Source organism: Microbacterium tumbae (assembly GCF_054780175.1).
Genome location: NZ_BAAGWV010000002.1, coordinates 612,575 through 636,336, shown reverse-complemented (window position 1 = coordinate 636,336; position 23,762 = coordinate 612,575). Strand labels below are relative to the sequence as shown.

Sequence of the window (23,762 nt, the reverse complement as noted above, 5' to 3'; positions counted from 1 at the left end):
CGTTTCGCGCCCTGGCGTGTCACTCGACGCGGAACAGGTGCATCGACGTACCGGGGATCGGAAGGACGTCTCCGGGCGTGTGGACCTGCTCCTCGGCGTCAGGGGTCTCGTCTGCGCTCGACCACAGGGAGACGAACCGCGTCGCGCCTTCGAGAGCGTCGGGAAGGGTGACGTCGATGGGGGCTTCCGTGCCGTGCACGATCAGCAGGATGCGGTTGTAGGCCTCGGTGTCCGGCGTGGAGGCGGCGACGTACTGGAGGGTCCGGTTGCCCGGATCCGTCCACTGCTGCTGCTCCATCGTCTCGCCGTTCTGATCGAACCAGTCCATGACGCTGGCGTTGGGGATGTGCTCGCCGAGACGGGCGTAGCGGCTGGGACGGAGCGCCGGGTTCTCGCGGCGCAGCCGGGTCAGGGCCGCCACGTGGGCCCGGAGGTCTTCCTGCCATGGCTCGAACTCCCAGTTCATCCAGGTGAGCGCGGAGTCCTGCGCGTAGGCGTTGTTGTTGCCGCGCTGCGTGCGACCCGTCTCGTCGCCGGCGGTGAGCATCGGGATCCCGGCGGACAGCAGCAGCGTGCCCAGGAGGTTGCGCATGGCCTTGCGGCGGGCGGCGAGGATGGCGGGGTCGTCGGTCGGTCCCTCGGCGCCGTGGTTGAACGAGCGGTTCATGTCGGCGCCGTCGTGATTGCTCTCACCGTTCGCCTCGTTGTGCTTGACGTCGTAGGACACCAGATCGTGCAGCGTGAAGCCGTCGTGTGCGGTGACGAAGTTGATGCTCGCCAGCGGCCCGCGATCGTCGGCGAAGGTGTTCGAGGACCCGGCGAGCCGGGTGGCGAAGCCGCCGATCCCGACCGGCGCCGATGCGCGCCGGGCGTAATCGATGTCGCTGAGCCAGAAGTTGCGGACGCGATCGCGGTAGCGGTCGTTCCACTCCATGAAGCCCTGGGGGAAGTTGCCGGTCTGCCAGCCGCCGAGGCCGACGTCCCACGGCTCGGCGATGAGCTTGACGTCCTGCAGTGCGGGGTCGTCGCGGATCGCCAGCAGCAGCGGATGCTCGCGGTCGTATTCGTGCTTCGCATCGCGGCCGAGGGCGGTGGCGAGATCGAAGCGGAACCCGTCGATCTGCATGTCGTTCGCCCAGTAGCGCAGTGAGTCGAGGACGAGGCGTGCGGCGGCGTCCGTCGAGGTGTTCAGCGTGTTGCCGATACCGGTGGTGTCGATGTACGCGCCGTCGGGCTGCTGGCGGTAGTAGCTCGCGTTGTCGATGCCGCGGAGGCTCGAGCGCGGTCCGCCGATGCCCTCTTCGGAGGTGTGGTTGTAGACGACGTCGAGGATCACCTCGAGGCCTGCCTCGTGCAGCAGCCGCACCATCCCCTTGAACTCCGCGAGGATCGCCTCCGGGCCCTCCTTGCGCGCCTCGTCGCTGGCGTACGCCGCATGCGGCGTGAAGAAGTTCAGGGTGTTGTAGCCCCAGTAGTTCGTGAGCCCGCGCTCGAGCAGGCGCGGCTCGGGGACGAAGGCGTGGACGGGGAGCAGCTCGACGGAGGTGACCCCGATGGAGTGGAGGTAGGTGATCATCGCCGGATGGGCCAGACCGGCATAGGTGCCGTGCAGAGCAGGCGTGACGTCCGGGTGGCGCTTGGTCATGCCCTTGAGATGCCCCTCGTAGACGACCGTGCGGTCCAGGGGGATCCGCGGCTTGGCGACGCCGCCCCAGTCGAAGCCGTCGGCGATCACGACCGAGCGCCATTCCTCGTAGCCGTCGCCCTGCGCCAGGCCCCGCGCGTAGGGGTCGAGCAGGAGCGTCTCGGGGTTGAAGGTGTTCCCGGGCCCGTGCGGTCCTCCGACGCGCAGCGCGTAGCGCGTCCCCGGCTGCAGCAGCGGAGTGGTGACCTCCCAGACGCCGCCGGGCAGGCGCTCGAGGTCCGCCCTGTCGGTGACCCAGTCGAGGTCGGACTCGTCGAAGACGACGAGCTCCATGGCAGAGGCGTTCTGCGACCAGACGCGGAGGGTGGCGACGCCGTCGTGCAGACGGACGCCGAGGTTGTCGAGGGCGGTGCCGCCGGGGGCGACGAAGGCACGGGACGCGGGCATGGGTTACACCTTAGGCCGGATGTGTTGCGGTCTCATGTCGGAGTGGACCCGGTGCCACCCCGCCAGCCGGATTCCGGGGGACAATCGAGGGATGCGGCACTATCTCGACCACGCGGCCACGACGCCCCTGCGCAGCGAGGCGAGGGATGCCTGGCTCGCGGCGACGGAGGTCGTCGGCAACGCCTCCTCGACGCACGGCGCCGGCCAGGATGCGCGGCGGCTGCTCGAGGAGTCCAGGGAGCGCGCCGCCGCCGTGCTGGGCTGCGACCCGATAGAGGTCGTCTTCACCTCGGGAGGGACGGAGTCGATCAACACGGCGCTGCGCGGGCTGTGGGCGTCGAGAACGGCGGGCGCGGACGCCATCGTCCTCCCGGATGCCGAGCACCACGCGACGATGGACACCGTGGCCGCTCTCGCCGCCGAGGGCGGCGCTGCGGTGCGTTCGGTGTCCGTGACCTCCACCGCGCGGATCGATCCGGAGGCGTTCGCGGCGGCTCTGCCGGGGGCAGCGCTGGCGACGGCCCTGATGGCCAACAACGAGGCGGGGACGGTGAACGACGCGTCGGCGCTCTCGCGGGCTGCTGCGGATGCCGGGGTGCCGCTGCACCTGGACGCGGTGGCGGCTCTGGGACATGTGGCCTTCACCTTCCGCGCGCTGCGCGCCGACGCCCCGCCGGCGTGCGGCCTGGTCGCGCTGAGCGTCGCAGGGCACAAGATCGGCGCGCCGGTCGGGGTCGGCGCTCTGGTCGTCGCGCGCTCCGCGCGGATCGCCCCGCTCCTGCACGGCGGGGCTCAGCAGCGCGGGCTGCGCGCCGGCACCCAGGACGTGGCCGGCGCCGCCGCGTTCGCCGTGGCGCTCGAGCTCGCCGAGGCGGAGCGCGTCTCCGAGTCCGCCCGTCTGACCGCGCTGCGCGATCGTCTGATCGACGGCATCCTGTCGCGCGTCCCCGCCGCGGAGCTGCTGGGCGAGCGGAGCGACCGCCTGCCGGGGAACGCCCATCTGCTGTTCCCCGGCGCCGTCGGGGAGAGCCTGCTCTTCCTGCTGGACGTGGCCGGCGTCGCGGCGTCCACCGGATCGGCGTGCCAGGCCGGCGTGGCGGAGCCCTCGCACGTCGTGATGGCGATGGGACGCAGCGAGCAGGACGCCCGCAGCGTTCTGCGGTTCTCGCTGGGGCGCTCGTCGACGGCCGCCGATGTGGACGCCGTCCTCGCTGCGATCCAGGACGCCTACGCGCGCGCATCCGCCGGGCACTGATCCGCCGTCTTCAGAGCCGGGAGGCGGCGGCGCCGGGGAGGGATGCGGGCGGATGGCGGCCTGCGCAGCCCTTCCTCAGCATCCGCTCGTAGACTGGGGTCATGCGGATCCTTGCGGCGATGAGCGGTGGAGTGGACTCCGCCGTCGCGGCCGCGCGTGCCGTGGAGGCGGGGCACGAGGTCGTCGGCGTGCATCTGGCGCTCTCGCGTGCCGGTGGGACGCTGCGCACCGGCAGCCGCGGCTGCTGCACGATCGAGGATGCGATGGATGCCCGCCGCGCGGCGGATCGCCTCGGCATCCCCTTCTACGTCTGGGACTTCTCCGAGCGCTTCCGCGACGACGTCATCGACGACTTCATCAGCGAGTACCGGGCGGGGCGCACCCCGAACCCGTGCATGCGCTGCAACGAGAAGATCAAGTTCGCCGCTCTCCTGGAGCGGGCGATCGAGCTCGGCTTCGACGCCGTGTGCACCGGACACTACGCGACGCTCGTCGACGGGCCCGACGGGCTCGAGCTGCACAGGGCGTCCGACAACGCGAAGGATCAGTCCTACGTGCTCGGCGTCCTCACGGCCGAGCAGCTCGCCCACACCTACTTCCCGCTCGGGTCGACCCCTTCGAAGGCGCTCGTGCGCGCGGAGGCGGCGGAGCGCGGTCTGAGCGTCGCCCAGAAGCCGGACAGCCATGACATCTGCTTCATCCCGGACGGCGACACGCGCGGGTGGCTGGCCGAGAAGGTCGGCACGGCGAGCGGCGAGATCGTGGACCGCGCCGGCGCCGTCGTCGGCTCGCACGAGGGCGCGCACGGATACACCGTGGGCCAGCGGCGCGGGCTGCATCTGGGCGTTCCGGCGCCGGACGGCAAGCCCCGCTTCGTGCTCGAGGTGCGGCCGGTGAGCAACACGGTGGTCGTCGGCCCCAAGGAGGCGCTGGCGATCGCCGAGATCTCGGGGGAGAGGTTCAGCTGGGCCGGTGCGGCGCCGTCGACCTCCGAGTTCGACTGCCATGTGCAGATCCGTGCGCATGCGGAGCCGGTCGAGGCGAGCGCGCACGTCACGGACGAGGGCGTGCGGGTCGTCCCCTCCGTGCCGCTGGACGGCGTCGCCCCCGGGCAGACCGCGGTCCTCTACATCGGGACGCGCGTCCTCGGGCAGTTCACGATCGACAGGACGGTCTCAGCGGTGCCCGTCGGGGCGTAGCCAGCCTCTAGCGTTCTCGCTTCGCCATCCCCGCGTGTCCTGTCGATTGCGGTTCGCGCCCGCGCGTCCTGGTTGTTGCGGGTGGATGAGGGCTGGACCCGCTGGTTCACGGACGCGCTCTGGTGCGTGTCCGGGCTGTTGCGGCTCGGGAAGGTGCCCGGTCGGGGTTCTCGGACATCTCCTGATGCGCGAGGCTCGCCCGCCCGGGAGGCCCGCGCATGTCGGCACCCGCTCGTAGACTCGACACGTGCCTGAGAACATCTCGCTGCAAGATGCCCGCGCCGAGGCGGAGGAGCTGACGACGCGGATCCTGGAGGCGAAGGACGCCTACTACGGCCGCGATACCTCCTTGGTGGACGATTCCACCTACGACGGGTGGATGCATCGGCTGGAGGAGCTGGAGCGCCTGCACCCCGAGCTCCAGGGGCAGGACTCCCCGACGCAGATGGTCGGCGCAGCCGAGTCCACCGGGCTCGCGACGATCGAGCACGCCGAGCGGATGCTGAGCCTCGACAACGTCTTCTCGGTCGAGGAGCTGCGAGAATGGGCCGCCAAGACGCAGGCCGCCTCCGGTCGCGACGTGGCCTGGCTGACGGAGCTGAAGATCGACGGGCTGGCGATCAGCCTCCGATACGAGAGCGGCGTGCTGACCTCGGCGGCGACGCGCGGAGACGGCCGCGTGGGAGAGATCGTCACGGAGAACGCTCTGCGGCTGGCGGACATCCCGCAGCGTCTGCGCGGCGAGGGGCATCCGACGGTCGTCGAGGTGCGCGGAGAGGTCTTCATCCCCGTTGCGGCGTTCGAGCGCCTCAACGCCGCTCAGGCCGACTTCCGCGAGCGCGCGTACGCGGATGCACTGGCACGCTGGGAGGCCAGGGGAGGGGCGAAGAGGCCCTTCGAGGAGGAGAAGGCGCGCGCGGCGGCGGCCCGGCGCTTCCCGGCGTTCGCGAATCCGCGCAACGCCGCCAGCGGAGGACTGCGTCAGCAGCTGGACAAGAAGGACGGCCTCGAGCTCGAGGCTGGGCTTCTGCGCACGGAGTCGCTCGCGATGTACGTGCACGGCATCGGCGCATGGTCGCCCCCCCCGGTCGCGTCGCAGAGCGAGATCTACGCCCTGCTCTCGTCGTGGGGGCTGCCGACCAGCCCGCATGCGAAGGTCTGCCGCAGCATCGATGAGGTCGCGGACTTCGTCGAGTACTTCGGCGAGCACCGGCACGACATCGAGCACGAGCTCGACGGCATCGTGGTCAAGGTCGACGAGCTCGCGCTTCACGACGAGCTGGGGGCGACGAGCCGTGCCCCGCGCTGGGCGATCGCCTACAAGTACCCTCCGGAGGAGGTGCAGACGAAGCTCCTCGACATCGTCGTCTCGGTCGGCAGGACCGGCCGCGCGACACCGTTCGCGGTCATGGCTCCCGCGCACGTGGCCGGTTCCGTCGTCCGCCAGGCCACGCTGCACAACAAGGACGTCGTCAAGGCGAAGGGCGTGCTGATCGGCGACACGGTCGTCCTGCGCAAGGCCGGCGACGTCATCCCGGAGGTGCTCGGTCCTGTCGTCGAGAAGCGCGACGGCACCGAGCGCGAGTTCGTCATGCCCGTGCGCTGTCCGGAGTGCGGGACAGAGCTGCGCGCGATGAAGGAGGGCGACATCGACCTCCGCTGCCCGAATGCGCGTTCCTGCCCTGCGCAGGTGCGAGGGAGGGTGGAGCACATCGGATCGCGCGGGGCTCTCGACATCGAGGTCCTCGGCGAGGTCACGGCCGCGGCGCTGACGCAGGCCGAGCCGCCCGCGATCGCTCCTCTCGACACCGAGGCGGGTCTGTTCTCGCTCGCCCTCGAGGATCTCGTCCCGATCACCGTCGTCGTCCGCGACAGTGAGACGGGCGAGCCCAAGATCGACGACGAGACCGGGGAGTTCGTGCGCAGGGCGCCGTTCCAGAAGCTCGGCCCCGCGCAGTATCCGCCGGGCGCGGAGGGGCTCGATGCCGCCGAGCGCCGGCGCCGGGGCATCCGCAAGGACCACCGCGAGGTGCTCCCCTCCGAGGCCGCGACGAAGCTGCTGGCCGAGCTCGCGAGAGCCAGGACGAAAGAGCTCTGGCGCCTGCTCGTCTCGCTGAACATCCGTCATGTCGGCCCGGTCGCCGCTCGCGCGCTCGCGCAGTGGTTCGGATCCCTCGACGCGATCAGGGCGGCCACCCGCGAGGAGCTCGCAGCCGTGGAAGGCGTGGGGGGCATCATCGCCGACTCCCTGCTCGCCTGGTTCGAGGTCGACTGGCATCAGGACATCGTCGAACGGTGGGCGGCTGCCGGCGTGCGATGGGCGACGCCGGGACACCCCGGCCCCGGAGCCGCGGTCGTCGAAGGGGGCGTCCTGGACGGTCTCACCGTCGTCGCCACCGGTTCTCTCGACGGCTACACCCGTGAGGGAGCCCAGGAGGCGATCATCAAGGCGGGGGGCAAGGCCGCGTCGAGCGTCTCGAAGAAGACCGACTTCGTCGCTGCCGGCCCCGGGGCAGGCTCCAAGCTCGCCAAGGCCGAGGAGCTCGGCATCAGGATCCTGGACGCCGCCCTGTTCCATCTCCTCGTCACCCAGGGGCCGGACGCGCTGGATGGCTGACCGGCTCATCGTCCTGAACGGCATGGCGGGAGCAGGGAAGACGACCCTCGCCCGTCCGCTCGGGGCGGAGCTCGGCGTTCCTCTCGTGTCGAAGGACGCGATCAAGGAGGCGCTCGGCGATGCGGTCGACGCACGGCTGCCGACCCGTGCGGTCGGTGCGCTGGCGGCCGATGCGCTCTGGCGGATCGCGGGGATGCTGAGCGGCACGGTGCTCGTGGAGTCGGTGTGGCTCGCGGGTCGCGACGAGGAATGGTTCCGCCGCGGCTGGGAGTCGGCCGGATCGCCGGCCGGTGTCGAGGTCTGGTGCGAGGCGCCCCTCGAGGTGATGCGCGAGCGCTTCCTCACGCGCCCTCGGCATGCCGTGCACGATGACGGTGACCGGATCGACGAGTGGGAGGAGGCGGCGATGGTCGCCCGTCCGATGACGGGGTTCGAGGTGATCAGGGTGGACACGTCGTTCGCCGTCGACGTCCCGGCCCTCGGAGAGCAGCTCGCCGCGTGCGGTTTCGGCACGCCCTGATGACGTGCCGCCGCTTCGGAGGCGATCGGCATCGTCCTCGCCTTCACCGGGCCGACGCCGGTCCCGGCGTTCAGGCGGTCGGGAGGATCTCGAACCCGTTCGGCTCTCCGAGGATCTCGTCCGAGAGGACCCGCACTTCATCGACCCTGCCGTGCGCGGGGCCCCTCCGCATCGCGGCGATGACGGCATCCACGGCCTCCTCGGCGCCGTGGAGCTCGGCCTCCACTGTGCCGTCCCGGCGATTCCGCACCCATCCGGAGAGCCCGTGGGCCTCGGCGGCACGCCGAGTGAACCACCGGTAGCCGACGCCCTGCACTCTTCCGTGCACGCTCAGGCGCACTGCGGTCATGCGATCACCTCCAGGCGGCGCGCATGTCGGAGCTCATGCAGTCCCGTCGCCCCTCCGGCGTCGGCGAGCTTCGCGCCGCCGTCCGCTCGCCAGCCGTGGCGATCGTAGAACCGGATGGCGCGCTCGTTGCCGTGGAGGCCCCAGAGGCAGGCCTCCTCCCAGCCCTCGGCGCGCAGTTCCTCCTCGGTCCGCATGAGGAGGGCGTGTCCGATGCCGGAGGACCACGCGGAAGGATGGGCGTAGCGGCCGGCGAGTTCACCGCGATGCGCGGAATCCGCATCCCGGCCCGCCCCGAAACCGGCCCAGCCGACGATGGCGCCGTCGCGTTCGGCCACGAGGAGCCGATGCGCGGGATGATCGTGTCCCTCAGGCGGAAGGCCGTCGAGCGAGCGGGCGATCCAGGATGCCCACATCTCAGCGCGCCGCTCGATGTCCAGCCCGTCGAGGACGCCCTGGTCGATCAGCCCGGCATAGGCCTCACGCCAGGCGTCCACGTGCACGACGGCCACGCCGTGCGCGTCTCCGACCGTCGCCCATCGCACACCCGTCATCCGTTCACGCTACCAACGCTCCGCGGAGGAGGCCGGCGTCGAACGGCGACGGGCGCGCCGCGGGAACGGCATCCCGGTCCCGCAGAGGGGTCAGTCCTTGTGGCGGGGCTTGCGGAACGGCCTGTCGTCCCGACCGTCGCGCCCCGGCCTGTCGCCGCGGTCGCCGAACGACGGGCGGTCCCGGCGTTCGTAGCGGTCGCCGCCGACGTCACGGCGCGCGCCGCCGCGCGGTCCCCGGTCCGGCTTGATCTCGATGAGCCTGCCCGAGATCCGGGTGTCGCGGAGCTTGTCCAGCACGGCGGCATCCATGCTCGCGGGGAGCTCGACGATCGAGAAGTCCGGGCGGATGTTGATCGCGCCGAAGTCGTCGCGCCCCAGGCCGCCCTCGTTCGCCAGCGCGCCGACGATCTGGCGCGGCTCCACGCGGTGACGCCGGCCGACCTCGATGCGGTACGGCGTGTAGTCGCCCTTGCCGCGGCGCGGGGTACGGGGCTCGCGCTGCTCGCGTCCGCCTGTGCGCTCCCGCGGAGGGCGGTTGTCGGCGGCGACGGCGCGCGCCAGCGGGTCGTTCTCAGGGTCCAGCAGCAGCGGGGTCTCGCCCTGGGCGACCACGGCCAGGGCTGCGGCGACGTCGGCCTCGGGGACGTCATGGTGGCGGACGTAGTGCGCCACGATGTCGCGGAAGGCCTCGATCCTGCCGGTCTCGGAGAGCGCCGTCGTGATCGCGTCGTCGAAGCGTGCGAGGCGCGTGGTGTTGATGTCCTCGGTCGTCGGCAGCTGCATCTGGGTCGGCTGCTGGCGCGTCGCCTTCTCGATGTGTCCGAGCAGGTAGCGCTCGCGCGGGGTGATGAAGCTGATCGCGTCCCCGGTGCGACCGGCGCGCCCGGTGCGGCCGATGCGGTGCACATACGACTCCGTGTCGGTGGGGATGTCGAAGTTCACGACGTGGCTGATGCGCTCGACGTCCAGTCCGCGCGCCGCCACGTCGGTGGCGACGAGGATGTCGAGCTTGCCGTCCTTGAGCTGGTTGACGCTGCGCTCGCGCTGCACCTGCGGGACGTCGCCGTTGATGGCTGCGGCGGAGTAGCCGCGAGCGCGCAGCTTCTCAGCGAGCGTCTCGGTCTCGTTCTTCGTGCGGACGAACACGATCATCCCGTCGAAGTTCTCCACCTCGAGGATGCGGGTGAGCGCATCGACCTTCTGCGCGTACGACACCACGAGGTAGCGCTGCGTGATGTTGGTGCTCGTCGCCGTCTTGGACTTTATGGTGATCTCTTCGGGGTCGTGCAGGTACTGCTGCGCGAGCCGCCGGATCTGCGCGGGCATCGTCGCGGAGAACAGGGCGACCTGCTTCTCCGACGGCGTCTGCGCGAGGATCTGCTCGACGTCCTCGGCGAAGCCCATCTTGAGCATCTCGTCGGCCTCGTCGAGGACGAGGTACTTCAGCTCGGACAGGTCGAGCGTGCCCTTGGCGAGGTGATCCATGATGCGACCGGGAGTCCCGACGATCACGTGCACCCCTCGGCGGAGAGCGGACAGCTGCACGCCGTACCCCTGGCCGCCGTAGACGGGGAGGACGTGCACGCCCTTCATCCGGGTGGCGTACGACTCGAACGCCTCGCAGACCTGCAGGGCCAGTTCGCGGGTCGGTGCCAGGACGAGTGCCTGCGGCGTCTTCTGCGAGACGTCGAGTCGCTCGAGCACGGGAAGCGCGAAGGCGGCCGTCTTGCCTGTTCCGGTCTGCGCCATGCCGACGACGTCACGTCCGGCGAGCAGCGTCGGGATGGTCGCCGCCTGGATGGGCGATGGCGTTTCATAGCCGAGATCGCGGGTGGCCTTGAGGACCGGCCCGGTGATGCCGAGCTCCTCGAATCCGGGCGTCGCGGGAGAGTCCTCGGGGGCGTCGGCGGGCGTTGCGTCTTCAGGGGTCACTTCCTAAAGGTAGCGCCCCGTGCGCCTTCGCGCCTGTGAGGGCGCCCTTCCAGAGTCCTGCAGCCCCTCGGGGAGCCGCTCGTCAGGAGCCGCTCGTCAGTGCGACGAGCTTCTCCTTCACCTGGCGGCGAAGCACCTTGCCGATCAGCGACTTCGGCAGCTCGTCCACGACGAAGATCCGCCGCGGCACCTTATAGGGCGTGAGGATGCCACGGGCGAACTCGCGGATCCCCTCGATGTCGACGTCCTTGGCGCCGTCCACGACGACCGCCGCGACGACCTCCTCGCCGGAATGGCCGCTGGAAAGACCCACGACGGCGGCGTCCGTGACATCCGGATGCTGGCGCAGCGCGTTCTCGACCTCGGTGGGGGCGACGTTGAAGCCGCCCGTGATGATGAGCTCCTTGATGCGGTCGACGATCCGCACGAAGCCCGCTTCGTCGATCGTGACGATGTCGCCGGTACGGTACCAGCCGTCGACGAAGGACTCCTCGGTCGCCTCGGGCTTGCCGTAGTAGCCGGAGAACACCTGCGGTCCGCGCACGACCAGCTCGCCGGCCGAGCCGGGCTCGACGTCCTGGGCGGTCTCCGGGTCGATCACCCGGCACTCGGTGCCGGGCAGCGGGAGGCCGACGGTGCCCGGAACGCGGTTGTCCGCCACAGGATTGGCCATGAGCACCGGCGAGCACTCGCTGAGTCCGTATCCCTCGACGAGGAATCCTCCCGTGGCCTTTTCGAAGGGGATCACCAGCTCGTGCGGCAGGGCCATGGCGCCCGAGATCGCGACCTCGATGCCGTCGAGCGAGACGCCCTTCGCCTTCGCTGCGGACAGCAGGCGCTCGGCGATCGGCGGGACGAGCGGCAGGAAGGTGGCGGGATGCTTCTTCACGACGTCGAGGACGAGGTCGGGGTCGAACTTCGGGAACAGCACGAGGCGCGCGCCCATCGACATCGCGAACGTGAGGCAGAGCGTGAGCCCGTAGGCGTGGAACATCGGCAGGACGGCATAGACCACGCAGCCCTTGCCGCGCTGGATCGACGGCACCCAGGCGCGCGACTGCGCGGCGTTGGCCAGCAGATTGCGATGCGTGAGCGCCGCTCCCTTCGGCGTCCCCGTCGTGCCGGATGTGTACTGGATGATCGCCAGATCATCGGTCTGCGGTCGCGGATGCGAGGCGGCCAGCGGTTCGGACGCGACCACGCGCTCCCATTCGATCGCGCCGCGCACCTTCGTGGTGAGGGCCGCCCGCGATTCGCGCGCCTTCGCGATCGGGAGCCGCAGGGCGAGCTGCGTCAGCCGGGGCATCCCCTTCGTGACGTCCACCGAGATGAGGGTGGAGACGGCGAGATCGGCCGGGAACTCCTGGACGGTCTTCACGACCTTGCTCCACACGATCGCGTGCTGGGCGCCGTGATCCTCGAACTGCTTGCGCAGCTCGCGGGGGGTGTACAGCGGGTTGTGCTCGACGACGACGGCGCCGAGGCGCAGAACGGCGTAGAACGCGACGATGTGCTGCGGGCTGTTCGGCAGGACGATGGCGACGGGATCCCCGGACTTCACGCCGAGATCGCGCAGTCCGGCGGCTGCGCGTTCGATCGCAGTCTGCAGCTCGGCGTACGTCGTCTCGCGCCCGAAGAACTGCAGGGCGGGAGCATCCGGGTAGTCCCTGGCGGACGCCGCGACGATGTCGACGAGCGATCCCTCCACAGGGCCCAGCTCTTCCGGCACGCCATCGGCGTAGCTGGCGATCCAGGGACGAGGGGGATCGAACGTCGTCATGAGCACAGCCTATAGACGCATCGCACGTTCGGGCTCCTGCTGCTGCTGTCCGTTGTGCCGGAGCCGCGGGCCGTTCTGCAGGATCTGTCGTCCGTTCTGCAGGACGACGCGGTCGGATGCGGCTGGAATGGCGCGCGCCACCGGCAGGCATCGGCGGGTTTCGCGACCTGATCCTGCGGAACGGCGACCTGATCCTGCAGAACGGACGACAGATCCTGCGGAACGGCGACCTGATCCTGCAGAACGGACGACAGGCCCTGCGGAACGGACCCGGCGGCGCGAGCACCGCACAGGCACGGAGCGGACGCGAACTAGACTGGTCCGGTGTCTGAAATCACCCCCGAACTCGTACGCCATCTCGGCGTGCTCGCGCGCATCCAGCTGAACGACGAAGAGGTGACGCGGCTCACGGGCCAGCTCGACGCCATCGTCGACAACATCGCGAAGGTCGCGGAGGTCGCGACCCCCGACGTGGTCGCGACGAGCCACCCGATCCCGCTCGCGAACGTCTTCCGTCCCGACGTCGTCGGAGAGACGCTCACGCATGAGCAGGTGCTGCAGAACGCGCCCGACCAGGCCGATGGCCGGTTCCGGGTGACGGCGATCCTGGGGGAGGAGCAGTGAGCGACATCATCCGCCTGACCGCCGCGGAGCTCGCCGAGAAGCTGGGCTCCGGTGAGGTCTCCAGCCGTGAGGCCACGCAGGCGCATCTCGATCGCATCGCCGCCGTCGACGGCGACGTGCACGCTTTCCTGCACGTGAACGAAGGCGCGCTGGCCGCCGCGGATGCCGTCGATGCCGCTCGCACCGCGGGCGAGCGGCTGCATCCCCTCGCCGGCGTCCCGCTGGCCGTCAAGGACGTCCTCGTCACGACGGATCAGCCGACGACGAGCGGCTCGAAGATCCTCGAGGGCCATCTCTCGCCCTACGACGCCACCGTCGTCGCGCGCTCGCGCGCCGCGGGCCTGATCCCGCTCGGCAAGACGAACATGGACGAGTTCGCGATGGGGTCGTCCACGGAGCACTCGGCCTACGGCCCCACCCGCAACCCATGGGATCTCGACCGGATCCCCGGCGGTTCGGGCGGGGGCTCGGCCGCGGCCGTCGCGGCCTTCGAGGCGCCGCTCGCGCTCGGCTCCGACACCGGAGGCTCGATCCGCCAGCCCGCCCACGTGACGGGTACCGTCGGCGTCAAGCCGACGTACGGCGGCGTGAGCCGCTACGGGGCGATCGCGCTGGCATCGAGTCTCGACCAGGTCGGGCCCGTCACGCGAACCGTCCTCGACGCGGGGCTGCTGCACGACGTCATCGGCGGTCACGATCCGCACGACTCGACCTCGCTCGACGAGGTCTGGCCGTCATTCGCCGACGCCGCGCGCGAGGGTGCCACGGGAGAGGTCCTGAAGGGGCTCAGGGTCGGCGTCATCCGCGAACTGCCGGACTCCGGCTTCCAGCCGGGGGTGGCGGCCTCCTTCCGGGAGTCCCTCGCGATCCTGGAGGCGAACGGTGCAGAGATCGTGGAGATCTCGACCCCGCATTTCGAGTACGGCGTCGCCGCCTACTACCTGATCCTCCCCGCAGAGGCGTCGAGCAACCTGGCGAAGTTCGACTCGGTGCGCTTCGGCCTCCGCGTGACGCCCGAGGGCGGCGCGACCGTCGAGGACGTCATGTCCGCCACCCGCGAGGCGGGATTCGGCGACGAGGTCAAGCGCCGCATCATCCTCGGCACCTACGCGCTGTCCGCCGGGTACTACGACGCCTACTACGGAAGCGCGCAGAAGGTCCGCACGCTCATTCAGCAGGACTTCGCGAACGCGTTCGCCGAGGTCGACGTCATCGCCACCCCATCCGCGCCGACGACCGCATTCCGGATCGGGGAGCGGATCGACGACCCGCTGCAGATGTACCTCAACGACGTCACCACGATCCCGGCCAACCTGGCCGGCGTGCCCGGCATCTCGATCCCGTCGGGGCTCGCCGCCGAGGACGGCCTCCCGGTCGGCATCCAGTTCCTCGCCCCGGCCCGCGAGGACGCCCGGCTGTACCGCGTCGGCGCCGCGCTCGAGGCGCTGCTGATCGACTCCTGGGGGGCGCCGCTGCTGACCAGGGCCCCGCAGCTCGACGGAGGGAAGAACTGATGGCCGCCGCGAAGCTCATGGATTTCGACAGGGCTCTCGAGCTGTTCGAGCCGGTTCTCGGCTTCGAGGTGCACGTCGAGCTCAACACCGAGACCAAGATGTTCTCGGACGCGCCGAACCCCGCGAACGAGAAGTACCACGCGGCGGAGCCGAACACCCTCATCGCCCCCGTCGACCTCGGCCTCCCTGGCTCTCTCCCGGTGGTGAACGCTACGGCGATCCGCTCCTCGATCAGCCTGGGCCTCGCGCTCGGCTGCTCGATCGCGGAGTCCAGCCGGTTCGCCAGGAAGAACTACTTCTACCCGGACCTCGGCAAGAACTACCAGATCTCCCAGTACGACGAGCCGATCGCGTTCGAGGGCTCCGTCGAGGTCGAGCTCGAGGACGGCACGCTCGTGATCGTCCCGATCGAGCGCGCGCACATGGAGGAGGACGCCGGCAAGCTCACCCACATGGGAGGGGCGACCGGACGCATCCAGGGCGCCGAGTACTCGCTCGTCGACTACAACCGCGCGGGCGTGCCGCTCGTCGAGATCGTGACGAAGCCGATCTTCGGAGCCGAGCACCGTGCTCCGGAGATCGCGAAGGCGTACGTCGCCGCCATCCGCGACATCGTGCGCGGCCTCGGCATCTCCGAGGCGCGACTGGAGCGCGGCAACCTCCGCTGCGACGCGAACGTCTCGCTGCGTCCTCGTGGGCAGGAGAAGCTGGGCACGCGCACCGAGACGAAGAACGTCAACTCGATGCGCTCCGTCGAGCGCGCCGTCCGCTACGAGATCCAGCGCCAGGCGGCGATCCTCGCCGACGGCGGGACGATCACGCAGGAGACCCGCCACTGGCACGAGGACACCGGGACGACCTCGCCGGGGCGCCCGAAGTCGGATGCCGACGACTATCGGTACTTCCCCGAGCCCGATCTCCTTCCGGTGCAGCCGGCAGCCGAACTGGTCGAGGAGCTGCGCGCTGCGCTTCCGGAGCAGCCGGTCGCGCGCCGCAGGCGGCTGATGACCGAATGGGGCTTCACCGATCTGGAGTTCCAGGACGTTCGCAACGGCGGGCTCGTGGAGGTCGTCGGGGCCACCATCGCCGCCGGTGCCGCACCGGCGGCGGCTCGCAAGTGGTGGACCGGTGAGATCACCCGCCTGGCCAATGCCGCGGAGAAGGACGCCGTCGAACTGGTGTCGCCCGAGAACGTCGCGGCGCTCCAGAAGCTCGTGGACGAGGGGACGCTGACCGACAAGCTCGCCCGTCAGGTGCTGGAGGGCGTCATCGCCGGAGAGGGCACGCCGCAGGAGGTCGTGGATGCCCGCGGCCTCGCCGTCGTCTCCGACGACGGCGCGCTCATCGCCGCGATCGACGAGGCCTTCGCCGCGCAGCCGGACGTGCTCGCCAAGATCAAGGACGGCAAGGTCCAGGCCGCGGGCGCGGTCATCGGCGCCGTGATGAAGGCGATGAAGGGCCAGGCGGATGCTGCGCGCGTCCGTGAGCTGATCCTGGAGCGCGCCGCGCAGTAGCCAGCAGCCCGTCTCCGTTGTGCCGAGGAACGATTCTGAGGAGGGATCGCACACCTGAGCGGCCGGGAGAGGGGCGGGTGTCGGTGCCCTCGGCGAGAATGGGATCATGGGGCGCGGTGACGGATCAGGACGCATCGTCTCTCCCGAGGGAGCGGACGATGCCGGCACCTGCATCCTCCACGTCGACATGGACGCGTTCTACGCGGCCGTCGCCGTGCTCGATGATCCGTCCCTACGCGGCCTGCCCCTGATCATCGGCGCACCGGATGGCCGATCGGTCGTGTCCAGCGCCTCCTACGAGGCCCGCCGCTACGGCGTGCGGGCCGCGATGCCCGTCTCGCAGGCGCTCAGACTGTGCCCGTCGGCGCGCATCGTGCTGCCGGACTTCCCTCGGTATCAGGAGGTGTCGCGGCGGGTGATGGCGATCTTCGAATCGTTCACGCCGCTCGTGGAGCCGCTGTCCGTCGACGAGGCGTTCCTCGACGTCCGCGGCGTCCGTCGTCTCTGGGGGAGTCCTGCTGTCATCGCCCGGCTGATCCGCGAACGGGTGCTCGCCGAGGTCGGCATCACCTGCAGCGTCGGAATCGCCGCCACGAAGCACGTCGCGAAGATGGCGTCCACGATGGCGAAGCCGAACGGGATGCTCGTGGTCGCCGCCGCCGACACGCTGGACTTCCTCGCGCCCCGCCCCGTGCGCGCGATGTGGGGTGTCGGACCCAAGGCAGCGGAAGCGCTGGAGGCGCGCGGCCTGCGAACGATCGGCGACATCCGCGAGGCCTCTCGGGAGATGCTCGAGCGCGCGGTCGGTTCCGCGATGGCGGTGCGGCTGGCCGAGCTGTCCCGTGGCGAGGACCCGCGGGACGTCGAGACCGTGCGCGTCGAGAAGAGCGTCGGACACGAGGAGACCTTCCACACCGACATCAGCGATCGCGACGTGCTCAGGGCCGAGCTCCTCCGCCTGGCGGATCGCGTCGCGGCGCGGTTGAGACGCGCCGAGTGGGAGGCGAACACGATCTCCGTCAAGATCCGGTTCGACGACTTCACGACGGTGAACCGATCCCAGACGCTGGCCGAGCCGACGGCGGTGGGGCAGCGCATCGGGACGGCGGCGCAGGCGCTGTTCGAGCAGATCGATCGCCGCAGTCCCATCCGGTTGGTGGGCGTACGGGCGGAGCGGCTGCAGCCGGCGGGCGGGGGAGTCTTCGCGCTGTGGGACGAGGACGAGGACTGGAAGCGCGTCGAGGGCGCGCTCGATGACGCACGGGCGCGCTTCGGCAATGCCACGATCACACGTGCGCGGCATCTCGGCCGCGGCGACGGGCGCGGTGCCGCACAGCATCCCCAGGCGCACGGCATCGATTGATCTGGGCTTCCGCTCGCACGTGGGATACCGTGGGTGCATGCCGAACATCGCAGTGGAACTCGGGAATCAGGCCGCGGCCTTCGGTGTGAAGAGCGCCTACGGCGAGCCGCAGGACGTCGATGGCGCGAGCATCACACCGGTCGCGCTGACCGTGGCGGGCTTCGGCGGCGGAGCTGCCGAAGGGGGCGAGAGCGGCGGTGGCGAGGGCGGCGGCGGTTATGGGCTGTCCATCCCGCTCGGCGTCTACGTGCGCCGCGAGGAGGGACTGCGCTTCGAGCCCAACATCGTGTCGCTGCTCGCGGTGGGCATCCCGTTCGTCTGGGTCGCCGGGCGCGCCCTCGCGCGTGTCATCCGTGCGCTCAAGAAGTAGCGACCCGGTCTCCGCAGCACTGCAGGCCGCGACGACGCAGGTCGTCGCGGCTGTCGCGGCACTGTCGGCCGCGAACCCCGTGGTGCTCGTCGACGGCCGAAGCGGCGCGGGCAAGACCACGCTCTCCCGTCTCGTCGCGGCGGACTGGCCGGTGGCCGGCCGACCGCAGCTGATCGCGCTGGACTCCCTCTATCCCGGGTGGGACGGATTGGATGCCGGCGTGCGGCGTGCGCTCGACGGAATCCTGCGCCCGCATGGCCGCGGACGCATCGGCACCTGGAACCGCTGGGACTGGGAACGCGACGTCGATGCGGAGGCGCACGCCGTGGATCCCTCTCTCGGCGTGATCCTCGAAGGATGCGGCGCGATCACGCCGCAGACCGCGTCGATCGCCGATGTCCGCGTGTGGGTGGAGTCGCCGGACGACTCCCGCAGGCACCGCGCGCTCGATCGGGACGGGGACGGCTTCCGTCCTCACTGGGACCGATGGGCCGCTCAGGAGCTCGCGCACATCGAGCGCGACGACCCGCGCTCTCTCGCGACGCTCACGGTCACGGTGCCCTGAGGATTCACTCCAGCGCGTCGGCAGCCTGGACGAGGCCTTCGAGCCGATAGCCGAGCCAGTCGTAGACGCCGGCACGCGGGTCGCTCGTGACGATGTCCTCGTCGGCGATGCCGAGCCGCGCGGCGAGCACCAGCCGGAGCGCCGTCAGTGTGCGCAGCCACGCGTCGATCTCGGCCTCGGGTATCACGACGTCGCGGGTGGTGAGGGCATCGCGTTCGCTGAGCTCCTCCGCCGAGACGTCGTGACCGGCGAGCGCGTCGCGGACGACGGAGGCCTCCGCCGCTCGCCTGTCGAGGAGATCGTCGTGCGTGGCCTGGGAGAAGGCGAGAGAGGCCTCGACGTCATCCGGATAGACGTCCGGGGTGAGCCGCTGCAGCGCTGGCTCGGAGGCGTCCTCGACGATATCCGCGGCGATCAGCTCGCGGAACTCGTCCAGCAGCCGCAGCAGATGCGCGCACTCGAACGCCGCGAGCGGCAGGACGATCGCCCGACTCGTCATTGCGGCGCCTTCCGGACGGTTGCCCACAGGCCGTAGTCGTGCATCGCCTGCGCGTGCGCCTCCATCGTCTCCCGCGGTCCGGTAGCGACGACCGCGTGGCCGTCGTTGTGCACCTCGAGCATGAGATGGGTGGCGCGGTCCTGCGAATAGCCGAAGTAGGTGCGGAACACCCGGACCACATAGCTCATCAGGTTGACGGGATCGTTCCAGACGAGGACCTGCCACGGCTCCAGGGGAGCGGCCGACAGGTCATGATCCTGCGTGACCTCCGGAACCGCAGTCGGCGTGCTCATGCCCAGCCCAGCTCGTGCAGCTGCTCGTCGTCGATCCCGTAGAAGTGCGCGATCTCGTGGACGAGCGTGGTGTGCACCTCGTCGCGCAGCTCACCCTCGTCCTCGCATTCGGCGAGATGGGGCTCGCGATAGACGATGATGCGATCGGGCAGCTCTCCCAGGCCGTAGGAACCGCGCTCGGTCAGCGCGAGGCCGTCGTAGAGCCCCAGCAGATCCAGGCTGCCGTCCTCCGGACGATCCTCGACGACGAAGACGACGTTCTCGAGCCCGGCCACCATGTCGTCGGGCAGCAGATCGAGCTCGTCGACGACGAGCTGCTCGAAGGCTTCGGCTTGCATCTCCATCGTCTTCAGCCTATTGCGCTCTTCGTCGATCCGCGCACGAGGACGGATGCCATGCCCGAAACGGGCCGAAGGAAGCATATGGGGTGGCTAACGGGGCTTGAACCCGCGACCCCCGCGACCACAACGCGGTGCTCTACCAACTGAGCTATAGCCACCATGTGCCCACCGGAGCGGGCAACTAGAAGAGTCTATTACATCTCCGAGGCGAACGATGACACCGTGCGCTCTGCGATGCCGCGCGCGTCGTCGCTGGACGGCCCCGGCTCTGCGACGAAGACGGCTTCGCGATAGTAGCGCAGCTCGCGGATGGACTCCAGGATGTCGGCGAGCGCCCGGTGGCCGCCGTCCTTGGACGGCGCCTGGAAGAACACCCGGGGATACCAGCGCCGGGAGAGCTCCTTGATGCTGGACACGTCGACGTTGCGGTAGTGCAGCCAGTGATCGACCTGCGGCATGTACTTCGCCAGGAACATCCGGTCGGTGCCGATCGTGTTGCCCGCGAGAGGGGCTTTGCGCTCCACGGGGGCGAAGCGCTTGATGTAGGCGAGGGTCTGATCCTGGGCCTCGGCGAGCGAGACGCCGGCGGGGATCTCCTCGATGAGCCCCGAGGCGCGATGCATGTTGGTCACGAACTCGTTCATGTTCGCGAGCGCCGAGTCGTTCGGCCGGATCACGATCTGGAAGCCGGGGTCGACCGGCTGCAGCTCGAAGTCCGTGATCACGACGGCGATCTCCACGAGCTCGTCGACCTCGAGATCGAGGCCCGTCATCTCGCAGTCGATCCAGACCAGTCGATCGTTCTCTGACGCAGTTGCCATAAGGGCATCCTAGTGAGGGTGCCGATAACAGCGGATTCTGGCCCCCCAGGCAGGATTCGAACCTGCGACCGGCGACTTAGAAGATCGATGCTCTTCCGCTGAGCTACTGAGGGTCGACTACCAGAGTACCGATTGTCGGAGGGCGCGTGGGCTCAGCGCAGGTAGCGCAGCGTCTGGACCGCCTCGTCCGCCGTCCAGAACTCACCGATCACGCGGAACGTGCCCGTGGCGAGATGCAGCCGCTCGGCGCGGTAGCGCAGGCCGAGAGGGTCGGCGGTGATCCGCAGGTGGCCGAGGATCCTGTCGTCGGCATCGTGGACCCGCCAGAGATGATCGCTCGCGCGGATGAGGCGCTCGCGCGGAGAGGAGAGCGCCGGAGTCGCGAACGGGACCTCCGGCAGCGTCTTCGTCGTGGTGTGGAACATCTGTTCTCCTTCCTGATTCGAAGGTATGCCCGACCTCCGACATCGTCCTCGGCGGGCTCCGGCCCTCGGCGATCCTGCGGCGTCGACTCTGCCTGCACAGAGCCCAGCGGAGGCGCGTTCTCCAGAGGATCCGTGGATTCCGCGGATCGCACTCGGTCGAGCGGGGGCGCGACCGGGCACGCTGTGGGCTATCGGGGACGGTGAGAACACCGTGAACACCGCGAAGAGAAGGAGCAGGACGATGAACGAGAGCGTGACGATTCGAGGATTCGTCGGGAACGACCCTCAGCCGGCGACGACGAGCACGGGCATCCCGGTGCTGAACTTCCGCGTCGGCAGCAGCAGGCGCCGTTTCGACAGACAGGCGCAGAGCTGGGTCGACGCGGGCACCAACTGGTACGCGGTGTCGGCGTACCGGCAGCTCGCGGAGCATGCGCGGGCGTCTCTGCGAAAAGGGGACGCGGTGATCGTCATGGGGCGCATCAGGTTCCGAGAGTGGGAGAACGCGAACGGCGTGAGGGGCGCGAGCCTGGATCTCGATGCGGAGGCCGTCGGCCACGACCTGCAGTGGGGGACGAGCAACTTCCTGAAGACGAGCCGCACCTCGGCGGTCTCGGTGGATGCCGCGACGGGCGAGGTGCACGCGGAGGATTCTGGCGACGGGGGTGCAGGAGAGCCCGAGGAGGATCTCGATCCCACCGATCCCGGCGGACTCGAGGGCGGGCTCTCCGACGCCTGGAATGCGAGTGCGCCGGCCACGCTGTGAGGACGTGCGGATGAGCGGAGGCCGTGGCGCATACAATCGGATCGTGCGCCGCAGAACCGAGTCCTCGTCCCTCCGCGTCGTCGGCTCGATGGCTGCGGTCGTCCTCGCCCTGGGGCTGATCGCATGCACGCCGGAGCAGGCGGAACCGACGGCGACGCCGGGGAGCTCGGCTCCGGCCACGTCCTCGCCGACGCCGGAGCCGGCCGATCCTGTTCTGGTTCCGGAAGGGTCGGCGGAGGACAATCTGCCGCTGTTCGCCGCCGTCACGGCGCAGGTCTGGGCGACCGAGGGCAAGTTCCACGGTCGTGCCTACGTCGATGCGCTCGTCGCGGCCGGGTTCGACAAGTCGGCGATGCAGGTCACCGAGGACGAGACCACGGTGGGGCGAGCCGTAGAGAGTCTGCAGTTCTCGGTGCGCTGGGGAGAAGCCCAATGCCTGATCGGTCAGGTCGGCCCCTCCACGGGTAAGCCCGTCACCGCCGTCATGGCCCAGCTCGCCGAGGGAAGATGCCTCGTCGGCAACACGCGCGCCATCGACTGGTGACGGCGACAGCCGAACGGTGACGCGCACGGGCATCTCCTGCTCGGCGCGGAGCGCATCCGCAGCACAGCTCTCAGCCGGTAGGCTGGGGTGTCGATTCGCGAAGGCGACAGAAGGAGCGTTTTTCGGTGGCTGAGTACATCTACTCCATGGTCCGTGCCCGCAAGGCGGTAGGTGACAAGCTCATCCTGGACGACGTGACGATGTCGTTCCTTCCCGGGGCGAAGATCGGCATGGTCGGTCCGAACGGTGCCGGAAAGTCCACGATCCTCAAGATCATGGCCGGCCTGGACACGCCGTCCAACGGCGAGGCGAAGCTCACCCCGGGCTTCACCGTCGGCATCCTCATGCAGGAGCCCGAGCTCGACGAGACCAAGACCGTGCTGGAGAACATCCAGGACGGCGTGGCGATCAAGGCGAAGCTCGACCGCTTCAACGAGATCTCCGCGCAGATGGCCGACCCCGACGCGGATTTCGACACCCTGCTCGCCGAGATGGGCGTGCTCCAGGAGGAGATCGACGCCGCCGACGGATGGGATCTCGACTCCCAGCTCGAGCAGGCCATGGACGCGCTGCGCACCCCGCCGGCGGACGCGGAGATCGCGCCGCTCTCGGGTGGTGAGCGTCGCCGCGTGGCTCTCGCGAAGCTCCTGCTGCAGAAGCCTGATCTCCTTCTGCTCGACGAGCCCACCAACCATCTGGACGCCGAGAGCGTGCTCTGGCTCGAGCAGCACCTGCAGTCCTACAAGGGCGCGGTCATCGCGATCACCCACGATCGGTACTTCCTCGACAACGTCGCGGAGTGGATCGCCGAGGTCGACCGGGGCCGCCTCATCGGCTACGAGGGCAACTACTCGACCTATCTGGAGAAGAAGGCCGAACGTCTCGACGTCCAGGGCAAGAAGGACGCCAAGCTCGCCAAGCGCCTGAAGGACGAGCTCGAATGGGTGCGTTCCAGCGCCAAGGGCCGCCAGACGAAGTCGAAGGCGCGTCTGGCGCGCTACGAGGAGATGGCCGCCGAGGCGGAGCGCACCAGGAAGCTCGACTTCGAGGAGATCCAGATCCCCGCCGGCCCCCGGCTCGGGAGCGTCGTGATCGAGGCGAAGAAGCTCGAGAAGGGCTTCGGCGATCGCACGCTGATCGACGGGCTGAGCTTCAGCCTTCCGCCGAACGGGATCGTCGGAGTGATCGGCCCGAACGGCGTCGGCAAGACGACCCTCTTCAAGACGATCGTCGGCCTCGAGCCTCTCGACGACGGCGAGCTCAAGGTCGGCGAGACCGTCAAGATCAGCTACGTCGACCAGTCGCGCGCGAGCATCGACCCCGGCAAGACCCTGTGGGAGGTCGTCTCCGACGGACTGGACATCATCACGGTGGGCAAGACCGAGATCCCGTCCCGTGCGTACGTCTCCAAGTTCGGCTTCAAGGGTCCGGATCAGCAGAAGAAGGCCGGCGTCCTGTCCGGCGGCGAGCGCAACCGGCTGAACCTCGCGCTCACGCTGAAGGAGGGCGGCAACCTGCTGCTCCTCGACGAGCCCACCAACGACCTCGACGTCGAGACGCTCAGCTCGCTGGAGAACGCGCTGCTGGAGTTCCCCGGATGCGCCGTGGTCATCACTCACGACCGGTGGTTCCTCGACCGCATCGCGACGCACATCCTCGCCTACGAGGGCACCGATGAGAACCCGGCCCAGTGGTACTGGTTCGAGGGGAACTTCCAGGCCTACGAGGCGAACAAGATCGAACGGCTCGGTCCGGACGCGGCCAACCCGCACCGCTCGACCCATCGCAAGCTGACGCGCGACTGATCGTGGCGGCGGCTTCGACGGGC

24 protein-coding genes and 2 tRNA genes are annotated in these 23,762 nt (G+C 69.8%); 14 read left to right on the top strand and 12 right to left on the bottom strand.

Annotated elements, in window-relative coordinates; all coding sequences use genetic code 11:
* Nucleotides 1–19: 19 nt before the first annotated feature.
* Nucleotides 20–2,092, bottom strand: coding sequence for a glycogen debranching protein GlgX (gene glgX, locus ACYVGQ_RS10395; RefSeq protein ID WP_460784545.1), 2,073 nt, complete (start codon nt 2,090–2,092; stop codon nt 20–22).
* A gap of 91 nt (nt 2,093–2,183) precedes the next feature.
* On the opposite strand from glgX, the gene ACYVGQ_RS10390 reads away from it, so the two are divergent.
* The 4 genes from ACYVGQ_RS10390 (at nt 2,184) to ACYVGQ_RS10375 (ending at nt 7,683) form a co-directional block, all read left to right on the top strand.
* On the top strand, nt 2,184–3,347 hold the full coding sequence (locus ACYVGQ_RS10390; protein ID WP_460784544.1) for a cysteine desulfurase family protein: 1,164 nt from the start codon (nt 2,184–2,186) through the stop codon (nt 3,345–3,347).
* Between the two features lie 101 nt (nt 3,348–3,448).
* Nucleotides 3,449–4,546 (top strand): tRNA 2-thiouridine(34) synthase MnmA, encoded by a 1,098-nt coding sequence (gene mnmA / locus ACYVGQ_RS10385; RefSeq protein ID WP_460784543.1) that lies wholly within the window; start codon nt 3,449–3,451, stop codon nt 4,544–4,546.
* A 247-nt stretch (nt 4,547–4,793) separates the two neighbouring features.
* Complete coding sequence (ligA, locus tag ACYVGQ_RS10380; protein ID WP_460784542.1) at nt 4,794–7,163, top strand: NAD-dependent DNA ligase LigA; 2,370 nt, start codon at nt 4,794–4,796, stop codon at nt 7,161–7,163.
* Nucleotides 7,156–7,683, top strand: a complete 528-nt coding sequence (locus ACYVGQ_RS10375) for an AAA family ATPase (RefSeq protein WP_460784541.1) — start codon at nt 7,156–7,158, stop codon at nt 7,681–7,683. The genes ligA and ACYVGQ_RS10375 overlap by 8 nt, the downstream gene beginning before the upstream one ends.
* 70 nt (nt 7,684–7,753) lie before the next feature.
* Here ACYVGQ_RS10375 and ACYVGQ_RS10370 read toward each other — a convergent pair whose 3' ends face one another.
* From ACYVGQ_RS10370 to ACYVGQ_RS10355, 4 genes are all read right to left on the bottom strand, one after another.
* Entirely contained in the window at nt 7,754–8,032 is a 279-nt protein-coding gene (locus ACYVGQ_RS10370) for an acylphosphatase (RefSeq protein ID WP_460784540.1), read from the bottom strand.
* Nucleotides 8,029–8,583: a GNAT family N-acetyltransferase gene (locus tag ACYVGQ_RS10365; protein WP_460784539.1), complete on the bottom strand. Its 555-nt coding sequence runs from the start codon at nt 8,581–8,583 to the stop codon at nt 8,029–8,031. Before ACYVGQ_RS10365 ends, ACYVGQ_RS10370 begins: the two co-directional genes overlap by 4 nt.
* Before the next feature lie 90 nt (nt 8,584–8,673).
* Nucleotides 8,674–10,515, bottom strand: coding sequence for a DEAD/DEAH box helicase (locus ACYVGQ_RS10360; RefSeq protein ID WP_460784538.1), 1,842 nt, complete (start codon nt 10,513–10,515; stop codon nt 8,674–8,676).
* An 82-nt stretch (nt 10,516–10,597) separates the two neighbouring features.
* Complete coding sequence (locus tag ACYVGQ_RS10355) at nt 10,598–12,295, bottom strand: long-chain-fatty-acid--CoA ligase (protein WP_460784537.1); 1,698 nt, start codon at nt 12,293–12,295, stop codon at nt 10,598–10,600.
* A gap of 116 nt (nt 12,296–12,411) precedes the next feature.
* On the opposite strand from ACYVGQ_RS10355, the gene ACYVGQ_RS10350 reads away from it, so the two are divergent.
* From ACYVGQ_RS10350 to ACYVGQ_RS10320, 7 genes are all read left to right on the top strand, one after another.
* Nucleotides 12,412–12,627, top strand: a complete 216-nt coding sequence (locus ACYVGQ_RS10350) for a hypothetical protein (protein ID WP_460784536.1) — start codon at nt 12,412–12,414, stop codon at nt 12,625–12,627.
* A complete protein-coding gene (gene gatC / locus ACYVGQ_RS10345; protein ID WP_460784535.1) occupies nt 12,620–12,919 on the top strand; it encodes an Asp-tRNA(Asn)/Glu-tRNA(Gln) amidotransferase subunit GatC in 300 nt (99 codons plus the stop codon). Before ACYVGQ_RS10350 ends, gatC begins: the two co-directional genes overlap by 8 nt.
* Nucleotides 12,916–14,433 carry an Asp-tRNA(Asn)/Glu-tRNA(Gln) amidotransferase subunit GatA gene (gatA, locus tag ACYVGQ_RS10340; RefSeq protein ID WP_460784534.1) on the top strand — a complete coding sequence of 506 codons (1,518 nt, stop codon included), beginning with the start codon at nt 12,916–12,918 and terminating at the stop codon, nt 14,431–14,433. Before gatC ends, gatA begins: the two co-directional genes overlap by 4 nt.
* On the top strand, nt 14,433–15,947 hold the full coding sequence (gene gatB / locus ACYVGQ_RS10335; protein WP_460784533.1) for an Asp-tRNA(Asn)/Glu-tRNA(Gln) amidotransferase subunit GatB: 1,515 nt from the start codon (nt 14,433–14,435) through the stop codon (nt 15,945–15,947). The genes gatA and gatB overlap by 1 nt, the downstream gene beginning before the upstream one ends.
* Before the next feature lie 106 nt (nt 15,948–16,053).
* Nucleotides 16,054–17,310 carry a DNA polymerase IV gene (dinB, locus tag ACYVGQ_RS10330; RefSeq protein WP_460784532.1) on the top strand — a complete coding sequence of 419 codons (1,257 nt, stop codon included), beginning with the start codon at nt 16,054–16,056 and terminating at the stop codon, nt 17,308–17,310.
* Between the two features lie 37 nt (nt 17,311–17,347).
* Nucleotides 17,348–17,680, top strand: a complete 333-nt coding sequence (locus ACYVGQ_RS10325) for a hypothetical protein (RefSeq protein WP_460784531.1) — start codon at nt 17,348–17,350, stop codon at nt 17,678–17,680.
* Nucleotides 17,655–18,245: a nucleoside/nucleotide kinase family protein gene (locus ACYVGQ_RS10320; RefSeq protein ID WP_460784530.1), complete on the top strand. Its 591-nt coding sequence runs from the start codon at nt 17,655–17,657 to the stop codon at nt 18,243–18,245. The genes ACYVGQ_RS10325 and ACYVGQ_RS10320 overlap by 26 nt, the downstream gene beginning before the upstream one ends.
* A gap of 4 nt (nt 18,246–18,249) precedes the next feature.
* On the opposite strand, the gene ACYVGQ_RS10315 is transcribed toward ACYVGQ_RS10320, so the two are convergent.
* The 7 genes from ACYVGQ_RS10315 to ACYVGQ_RS10285 form a co-directional block, all read right to left on the bottom strand.
* Nucleotides 18,250–18,744: a DUF2017 family protein gene (locus ACYVGQ_RS10315; protein WP_460784529.1), complete on the bottom strand. Its 495-nt coding sequence runs from the start codon at nt 18,742–18,744 to the stop codon at nt 18,250–18,252.
* On the bottom strand, nt 18,741–19,037 hold the full coding sequence (clpS, locus tag ACYVGQ_RS10310; RefSeq protein ID WP_460784528.1) for an ATP-dependent Clp protease adapter ClpS: 297 nt from the start codon (nt 19,035–19,037) through the stop codon (nt 18,741–18,743). Before clpS ends, ACYVGQ_RS10315 begins: the two co-directional genes overlap by 4 nt.
* The gene (locus ACYVGQ_RS10305; RefSeq protein WP_460784527.1) at nt 19,034–19,381 is read right to left on the bottom strand and encodes a metallopeptidase family protein; all 348 of its coding nucleotides are present in this window, start codon (nt 19,379–19,381) and stop codon (nt 19,034–19,036) included. Before ACYVGQ_RS10305 ends, clpS begins: the two co-directional genes overlap by 4 nt.
* Nucleotides 19,382–19,460: 79 nt before the next feature.
* Nucleotides 19,461–19,536: transfer RNA gene (locus ACYVGQ_RS10300), tRNA-His, on the bottom strand.
* Between the two features lie 36 nt (nt 19,537–19,572).
* Entirely contained in the window at nt 19,573–20,199 is a 627-nt protein-coding gene (gene orn, locus ACYVGQ_RS10295) for an oligoribonuclease (RefSeq protein WP_460784526.1), read from the bottom strand.
* Nucleotides 20,200–20,237: 38 nt separating this feature from the next.
* Nucleotides 20,238–20,312, bottom strand: a tRNA-Arg gene (locus tag ACYVGQ_RS10290).
* A gap of 39 nt (nt 20,313–20,351) precedes the next feature.
* Nucleotides 20,352–20,624 (bottom strand): hypothetical protein, encoded by a 273-nt coding sequence (locus ACYVGQ_RS10285; protein WP_460784525.1) that lies wholly within the window; start codon nt 20,622–20,624, stop codon nt 20,352–20,354.
* Between the two features lie 241 nt (nt 20,625–20,865).
* On the opposite strand from ACYVGQ_RS10285, the gene ACYVGQ_RS10280 reads away from it, so the two are divergent.
* The 3 genes from ACYVGQ_RS10280 to ettA all read left to right on the top strand — a co-directional run bounded on the left by ACYVGQ_RS10280 (nt 20,866) and on the right by ettA (nt 23,739).
* Nucleotides 20,866–21,390, top strand: a complete 525-nt coding sequence (locus ACYVGQ_RS10280; RefSeq protein WP_460784524.1) for a single-stranded DNA-binding protein — start codon at nt 20,866–20,868, stop codon at nt 21,388–21,390.
* Between the two features lie 43 nt (nt 21,391–21,433).
* Nucleotides 21,434–21,934: a DUF6993 domain-containing protein gene (locus ACYVGQ_RS10275; protein WP_460784523.1), complete on the top strand. Its 501-nt coding sequence runs from the start codon at nt 21,434–21,436 to the stop codon at nt 21,932–21,934.
* Between the two features lie 125 nt (nt 21,935–22,059).
* Nucleotides 22,060–23,739, top strand: coding sequence for an energy-dependent translational throttle protein EttA (gene ettA / locus ACYVGQ_RS10270; protein WP_460784522.1), 1,680 nt, complete (start codon nt 22,060–22,062; stop codon nt 23,737–23,739).
* The last annotated feature ends 23 nt before the right edge of the window (nt 23,740–23,762 follow it).